Below are 9048 nucleotides of genomic sequence, written 5' to 3'. Positions count from 1 at the left end.
AGCTCCAGCTTGTTCAAGTGGTGTCCCTTTTCGTGTAATAATAGCCGGGGTCGTAATTGCATTTTGAATTTGCATTAAACCAGATCCTTGAATTCGTGGAGAATATGGTAATGTATTATTCGTGTTAGAATCCATAATAATATTCGAAGTATTCATTAAAGCAATTTTTGATTTTAGTACAGTTTCCTCAGAATGGCTTAACCCTTTATTATATAATGACTGTAATAAAAGTGCTGCTCCTCCTGCTACATGTGGTGTTGCCATTGATGTACCACTATAAACATCATATTGATTTCCCGGTACTGTTGAATAAATATTTCCGCCAGGAGCAGTAATTTCAGGTTTAAAATCTAAAGTATATGGTGCACCATAAGACGAGAATGAAGACATTTTGTTTTTATCTTGATTATCGACATATACTCCACTTGAGAGTTGCATACTTATTTTTTGCCCTTTAGATAATTTAGAAATTAAATCATCACCAATAGCTTTAGAAGTAGTAACTGAAGTTAAAAAATACGGTGAAAAGTCGACATTAGGATAGTCTGGCAAATCTGCCGGTGGTACTTGAATCAGTGCAACTGCCCCTTTTCTTTCTGCTTCATCTTGGAAAGTAACATTCCCTCTATAGCCTATTGATGGAATTGGCTTTGTTACAACGATTTTCCCTTTTACGTCTTTTCCTACGTAATCAGCAGCTCTTCCTTCACCAACGTAAACAAATTCGTAATTTTTCCCTTTTTCTAAAACGTCAATAAGCTTCTTATCAGCTTGATTTTTATATGGAAAAATTTCACCTGTAGTTGATTTCATAGAATCCATATGCATTTTTGAATTCTCATAAGATGCCACAGATAAAGCAAAAGGACTGACACTAGGTGACCCTACTGTTCCGATATCTGGGTTCTCAGCAAATGGTTGTAAAGATCTTTCTAATAGATAATTTTTTGTACTATAAGCGGCATTTCCTCCTGCAACAACTACCAACGTACCCTGTTCAGTTGCTTGACGAATCGCCTTTTGGACTGGATCATCCTCTTCGCCAACCCACCCTGAATCACTTCCTAAGCTCATATTAATAACATCTGCACCCATTGTTACTGCGTGTTGGATTCCTGCAATAAGGTCATCCTCATATGCTCCGCCACCATAATCCGAAAATACTTTTTCTGCTAACAATTGTACGCCTGGTGCAATCCCTTTTACTCCGTCAATCGTTTCATCACCATTTGCACCGATAGTTCCTGATACGTGTGTACCATGTGGATTGCCATATTCGCCAGGAATAACATCTGTGTCATCATCCGCCCAATCATATCCAGTTGGAACTTTGTCGCTATACCAAATTTCATTCACATTTGTTTCTGCAAATTTCCCTTGAATCTTTTCTTTTGTCCACTTTTCTTGTTGTTTTCCTTTGTCAGTTATCGTCAAATCCTTATGTGTCCAGTCAATACCTGAGTCGATTACTCCAACTACTAATCCCTCTCCTTGGTATCCATATGATTCCCAAACTTTTTGAGCTTGTACTAATTCTTTACTTGCAGCCATAGAAGGTTGGAACACTTTAGCAATATGAATATTTTTTACACCTTGAATCGATTTGATTTCATTCACATTTTTATATTCTGTTTCAGTACTAAATCCGTTGAAACCTGTATAGAAACGATGTTTAATATGGATCTTCTTTTTTGTTTTATTAAGATTATTAATGACTTTATCTTGCTTTATCTTAAACTCTTTTTCTTTCGTTTTTTCAGACATGGCTGATGCATCTACTGGACTATCAACCTCAACTATGATTCTTACTTTCTCGTCGGGTTTAAACTTTTTAATTTGTTCTTTGTCTAAATCGTATAAGTTTTTATCTCCAGCATGATTTTTGTCACCTGATCGATTTTCACTCTGTTCAGATAATAATCCTTTTTTTATGTAATCGCTTATATTACGAGTTACTTTTTCATTTGATGAATTATTACTAACCCCTTCAGCTAATACAGTTGATGAAATTAGTAATACCGATAGACCAACTGTAGAAATTACCTTGTAAGGAAATACTTTTCTTTTTTTCAAACTCTCCACCCTTTCAAACTATTAAATGATTGCGGGTAGTCTTTACAAGAAAATTAGAGGATTAAATTGATGGATTATTTCTAAATTTAGTTGAAGTATATAGCAAGAGAGACAGACCCATTTAGCTAGTCAAATTGAGACTACTTTTCTTTTTAAATCTTGACTACAAAAATAACGTTACTAAATATTAAAGATCTAAGACTTTCATTAAACAATAATATGTAACCCATAATTTCTACTACCTTATGTTTTGTTAAAAAATCTCCCCTTTCAAATTTCAATTTCCCATTTAAAAATTTTCAACAAGACAATCTAATATTCTATCGAATTAGAACGGGAACTTAATTCATATTGTATTTGTACATACATTCACTGTAAATTGGGGGAATTATTTATCACTTTGGTACAAAAATAGACATTTTTCTCATTATCAAATAGCGAAATTTGATGAATAAAATAGGTTTATGTGAGAAACTCTTTAAGTATTTTATTAAAATAAGTAAATTAGGTTGCTAGAGATTGGGGTAAACAGTCATTAAGACCTATGAAATATTCGCAGTATTTAATAAAATGGATTATTTAAATATGAAAAAACTAATGAATAATTTTAATATTAAAGCGTAATTTTTGGTTTATTCTTAATTGTAGTTAATAAAGAATTAATGATTTAAACTTTAATCAATATAAAATTCAGTACAAAAACTAAAAAAGCAAAAAAAACTCAAACCCTCGTTACACTTAGGTTTGAGCCTTATAATTTGTGTGATCTGATCTGGAAGCTAACCAGCGGCACCTACCCTGTCAATTACAGAGTACAATTATAATTCAGTATTTATGAATATTTTAGTTCAATTAAGTCTAGTAAATCAACCGGTCGTAGAAATAACCGTTATTTAATGGTAACAGTACGATTAACCACTTTACTTTTATTTCCTGCTTTATCAACTGCATATAAAAAGATTTTATTTTTTCCTTTACCTACTTTTGATAATTTTACTGTAAACGTTCCTCTGCTTGAAACTTTAACCTTTGTAACTACTTTCGTACCAATTTTTACAACAATTGTAGAATTAGCTTCAGCAGTACCAGTAATTTGAATTTGATTTCTATTTTTAACGATAAAGCTAGTAATCTTTGGTGTATTAGGTGCTGTTTTATCTAAAACTTTGATAGTCGAAGCAGCGCTTACGTTACCTGATTTATCAGTAGCAGTAATAGATAATACTGTACCTGCTTTTTGCTGTTTAATCTTTATACTATATACTCCTGAATTGTTAGCTATACCTGTTGCAATCGTTTTACCATTGTTTTTTACAACAATTTTTGCACTTGCCTCTGAGTTTCCAGAAATCTTCGTATCGTTGTTATCAATTGCATTGATAGATGGTGCCTTAGGAGCTGTTTTATCTATAACTTTAATTGTCGAAGCAGCGCTTACATTACCTGATTTATCAGTAGCAGTAACAGATAATACTGTACCTGCTTTTTGCTGCTTAATTTTGATACTAAATGTTCCAGAAGAACTAGTTAAACCTGTTGCAATTGCTTTGCCATTGTATTTTACAATAATTGTTGTATTTGGATCTGCAGTTCCAGAAATTTTTGTGTCATTGTCATCAATTACATTAATACTTGGCGTCTTAGGTAAAGTTACATTTGTTGATGTTTTTACATTAACAACGTTTGAAGTACCTTCGTTCAAACCGCCTGTTACATTCACTCTAAACTGGTAGGTAGTATTAGCTGACAATCCAATCACTACTGTATTGTTAGAGTCTACTGTAACTGGTTGTCCTGTTTTCGCGGTACTCCATGTGGCACCATTATCACTTGATTGCTCAATTTTGACTTCCGTAGCATCGACAGCAGCTAACCAGCTAAGTGCCGCTGATTGATTCGTAATTGACGTATTTTTCAACGTTTTAACAGTACTTGAAATTCCCAATACATTTAAGAAATCTGTAATGTACTTACCGTCCACTACTTCTTTTGGAGTAATCGTAGCGTCTGGGTTTGATTTTAAGTAATTCTTCACAACAAAATTCATATCTGTTGCATTGACAATGCCATCTTGGTTTAAATCTTCAATATTAAAATTCTCATTGTTTTGCTGACCATATTTTTTTGCTACTTGCTTTACGTCTAGCACATCAATCACGCCATCACCATTCACATCACCCGCAGCAGCTTCAGGCTGAGTACCACCAGCCCATAAATATGATCCAATCTTCTCGCCCCAAGTGGTTTCATTGTCTAGATTCACCCTTTGGATGCTCTTTAGATGTCCAGGAGCTTCTACTACAATATCGTACGGATCTTTTGATACGGGAATATCCTTCACATTGAAATAACCATTTGGATCAACTGTTCCTGGGTATTTCTCTCCAGTAGAACTTTGCGCGTATACTTTTGCTCCTACTTTCGTAAAGTCTTTATCCCATTGACCCATGAAAGGTTCAAGGTGCATATATGAATCTACATATGAATGCTTCGGAATAATATCGTAACCATCGATATAGCTGAACAGAGTCATTTTTGTTGGTTCGGACTCTCCAAACTTCGTATAATTGAAGTCTGTCATATTATCTTCTACGTTCATTTTATCTGAAAGAATATAGTAATGATCGTCTACTAGCTTAAATGTTACATCAAGAAACGGGCTGTCGCCGCTATATCCTTGGAATCCATTTCCGCTTATATGTGCTCCTACGTTAACACTTTTTTTAGACCAATCATAAACTGGGTGCGTCTTTACAACAGGTTCGTCTACATTTACAGTTAATCCGTTAGCTTTTGCATATTGTTGGAACTCTTTATTTACTTTTACATCTAAAAATTCAAAATGATTATAAAAAGCAAGATCATACGTACCTGACATAAATTTCTCAACATTGTTCAAACTTAAAGTCATTGTTAACGTATCGTTTAAATACACTTTATCTTTATCATAACTTGGAACGACATAAGGCGTACCTTCTTTAACAAAGGCATAAGGATAAAAATCATTTAATAATCTGGCGTTTGTCGCCATATCCATTGGGAATAACATAATGGTTGCAGGTCCGTTCTCGATATCTTCCTTCTCAATTCCAAATTTCACGTCTCCGTTCGCTTCAACAGGAAAATCTCCATCAGGGTATACGTTTTGATTTTGATAATACCAAAGTGTGTTCGAAGACTGTGTAATACCAAGTGGTGCTAATAGATTTGTCCCTTTATCGTATAAATTGGCATGAATCCAAAATGCGTTATGAGCATTTCCATTAAGTGTTTCTTGTGTAAAGTCTGAATCTTTTAATTCGTACACTTTACCTGGAGCTTTATCTTTAAAGGTAAGCTTAGGTAATGTATTGTCAATAACAAACAATTGCGATTTCTCGTATGATTTACCTTCTGCATCTACTGCTCTAAACTTAAGTGTATATTGGCCTTCTGGTAATTCAGCTCTTGTAAAAAGATCCGCTGTTTTCTCCTCATTTGATTCTCCGACAAATGGATAGTAATAACCACTCATGTTTAAAAATAGATCTTCGTCTATTGGTGCCGTAGTCGCATTGATCAAACTTGGACTTGTGCTTCCAAGTGCACGACCTTCTTTGTTATAGATAATCGCTCGAACATTTTCCATCGGGCTATTTAATTTGAATTTCAAAGCTCGAAAAGGACCTGCCTCAAATGGATGGGCTGGATCAAATACCTTGTTGCTGATAGCTGGTAGTTCCATTTCAAAACTATCAATCCCTTTATCTACAGCACGAACAGCAAACGGTACACGATAGCTTTCTTGCGGATTTGAATGATTGACAATATTCACATACCCTTCGTATCTGCCTGTTTTTGCGTTTCCTGGTACACGAATCTTCGCTGTTAAATCTACCGATTGTCCCGGTTCAACAGTAATCGACTGAGCAGATGTCGTTATATCTACTTTATTGGTCACTGCATCTAGAACACCGCTTTTAGCCTTCGAATATTCATAACTAATATCAAAAGATTTTTGTTCCGTACCTTTATTTTTAATAACGATATTACGAGTATCCTCATTCGAATTGTTTTCTTTTTTATAAACCGTACCATAAGCAATCGATCCTGTTTCTTCGTCAATCGTTACTACATTACCGTTTTCATCTCTATTTTGAGTCTTGTCCATCACCTTAACAGACACTTTTGTATGAACAGCTTCTTTTACATCAACTAATCCTGCCCCTACTTCATATACAGAATAGTCGTCTGATAATTTATCTGATGTATTCATTAACGCCGATTTTACATCAAACGGAGTATATTCTGGATGTGCTTGTAAAATAAGAGCAGCAATACCCGCTACATGAGGCGATGCCATTGAAGTACCAGAAATACGTGCGTATGCTGACGAATAGTCGATTCCGGCTTCTGGACTATGAACGAATTCCGGATAAGTAGAATAGACAGATACACCAGGTGCTACGACATCAGGTTTTATGTCATAGTTCTTCGTAGCAGGTCCTCTTGAGCTGAAGCCCGCGAGATGATTTCCTTCTGTCACAACAGAACCAATATTACTAAAAGTAATTGAAGATGTTTCTGATGCTGCTTTTAATCGCTCTCCATCCTTTTTCGTTAAACGGAAAGCAGGGATGAAATCAACTTCATTAGCTAAATACTGGTCTATTTCCCCTTCGACATTGTTATATACAATTACAGCAACTGCTCCAGCTTTTTTAGCATTGATTACCTTTTCGGTAAACGCAAATGTTCCACGCTGAATTAAGGCTACTTTTCCTGTTAAGTCAATTGCTTGACCATTCGCATCTTTAAAATCGTCCTCTCCACCTAAACCAACATAGACAATCGGATATGATTTGTTTTCTAACGTGTCTAAATGATCATGAAAACCTTTACCTAACAGCTTCATATTGTTGAACGTTTCACTGCCAACGGTCGCCGATGCTGTAGGGATGGCCATCGGGAAGTCACTTGCTCCTACTGTAATAGCAAATGCTGCTGTTCCTGGAGAACCTAACGTTTTCTCACTAGGTCCTGCGTTACCCGCTGATACTGTACAAGCCACACCAGCAAGTGTAGCATTATTAATAGCAATTGATTCTGGCATTAACGGGTCATTTACGGCAACACCCAATGATAAGTTAATAACGTCCATTCCATCTTGTACCGCTTTATCGATTCCTGCAATAATGTCGCTTGAAGATCCACTACCCCATGGACCTAACACACGGTAACTATATAAATCAACATCAGGAGCTACTCCTATAGCTGGATTATCAACATTATTTTCCCCTTGACCTGCAATGGTCCCTGATACGTGTGTACCATGATACGTATAATATGAACCACTTGGATCAGTCGGTTTTCCAGCATTTACCCAATCCTCATAATTCGTTTCCATTGGATCAGCATCATTATCGACAAAATCCCAACCTTTTACAGCTGTCGGATCAATTGTTTTTTCATCTTCACCATCTTTTTTACGATATCCTTTATATACATTCGTTAAATCTGGATGGTTGTAATCAATACCTGTATCGATAACCCCGACCTTAATTCCCTTACCCGTAATATGATCTTTATGCAAATCATCAATACCTGGAAGAGGAATATAGTTCTCTCTCAACTCTTTTGTAGATGTATTTTGCTCAGGTACACTTAGCTTCTCTGAAGAAGCAGTTGTTGCTAATTGTCCATTACCTGCTTTATTATTCGTTTTGGAATTTTCTGACTTGACTGGATCAATTTTTACAACATGATCTGCAAAAATTTGGCTTACTAAACTAGAATCTAATAGTTTCTCCACATCTGTTCCTGGGAGTGTCATCGCTACTCCGTTAAAAGCCTGTTTATATTCATGAGTAATCTGAACCGCAGATTCAGAAGAAGCATTAAACTGAGTGGTGGCATTAACTCCTTCTTTTTTTTGCCCCATCCTTTGAACAAACTCTTTAAACTTTTTATGTGTATTATTTACCTTATTGGTAGCATCTTTCAACGAGATCTCGTTTCCAGCTATTTGCTGCTGAATGACTGCTACTTCAGCTGGAGCTTGTTTAAATTGTACAATTACACGAACTTGCTCAGGACTGTTAACGTTGATTTGTGGTGAAATTTCCACTTCACTCTCAGTTCTAATTTTACTCATTGCTTGTAATTGCTCAGGTGTAAAACTATAGTTCCTTGTTTGGGCCTTACTTGGATTAATTCCTTGAATAGTTCCTTGACCCTTGCTATCAGCTAATACATTAAAAGGAACGACAGAAGTCATTAATAATGTAGCCAAAGTTGTCTTTGCTAGAGTCTTTGAAAACTTATTTTTCCTCAATTCAATTCTCCCCCTTATCAATTGACGAATTTTATCTTCGTAAAAAATCAGAAAATATTCGTCATTTGCTTTTTCTGAACATAGGATTTTAAACAGTTAACGTTAAAAAAATTATTAATATTCACAATATTTAAACGTTAAAATAATTCTACTTTATTTGACAATCCTCGTGTTTGGGGGAATGTCTCATTACTTTGGGAGAATACCTCATTTTCCGCTCGAATATTTACGACACAAAACGACAACTTCCGCTTGTTTTTTCTTATGAATTATATCAATTCTGTATGAATCTATAGAAAAATAATAGAAAAATGAAAAAGTAAACAAAAAAATTAAGATTGAATTTGGGGGAATGTTAGAAATTTATAATAAAATAATGGGAAATAATGTAAATTCTTAAAAAAATTGATATAAATAACAAAAATTTCTAAAAAAAACGGTTTTGAGATTTAACATAAACTCATAGTTACGAATGGCAAACCTTAGTCAAAATAAAAAAGAAAAACCCTCTATTGGGCTTATTGAATGTGGGTTTAAAATAAATGAAATTGGAAGTAATATATAAGAAACTCTATTTGTTTTGGATTAATAGGATCAGTAGTTAATAACTTTTTACCGAGTTTAATAAATGATTATAATAGGTAGATTTAATAGAATAGGCT

General features: G+C 34.7%; 2 protein-coding genes. Both read right to left on the bottom strand.

The annotated features are described in order from the left end of the window. Positions 1-2073: S8 family serine peptidase (locus COC46_RS06630; RefSeq protein WP_304362827.1), on the bottom strand; the 2073-nt coding region annotated here is incomplete at its 3' end. A gap of 889 nt (positions 2074-2962) precedes the next feature. Beyond that, positions 2963-8386, bottom strand: a complete 5424-nt coding sequence (locus tag COC46_RS23005; RefSeq protein ID WP_176545079.1) for a S8 family serine peptidase — start codon at positions 8384-8386, stop codon at positions 2963-2965. Between the last annotated feature and the right edge of the window lie 662 nt (positions 8387-9048).

Origin of the sequence: Bacillus sp. AFS041924, from assembly GCF_002577195.1 — a bacterium.
Taxonomy (GTDB): Bacteria; Bacillota; Bacilli; order Bacillales; family Bacillaceae_G; genus Gottfriedia.
Note: the sequence above shows the minus strand (reverse complement) of the source record. Positions and strands in the feature narration are given on the sequence as shown.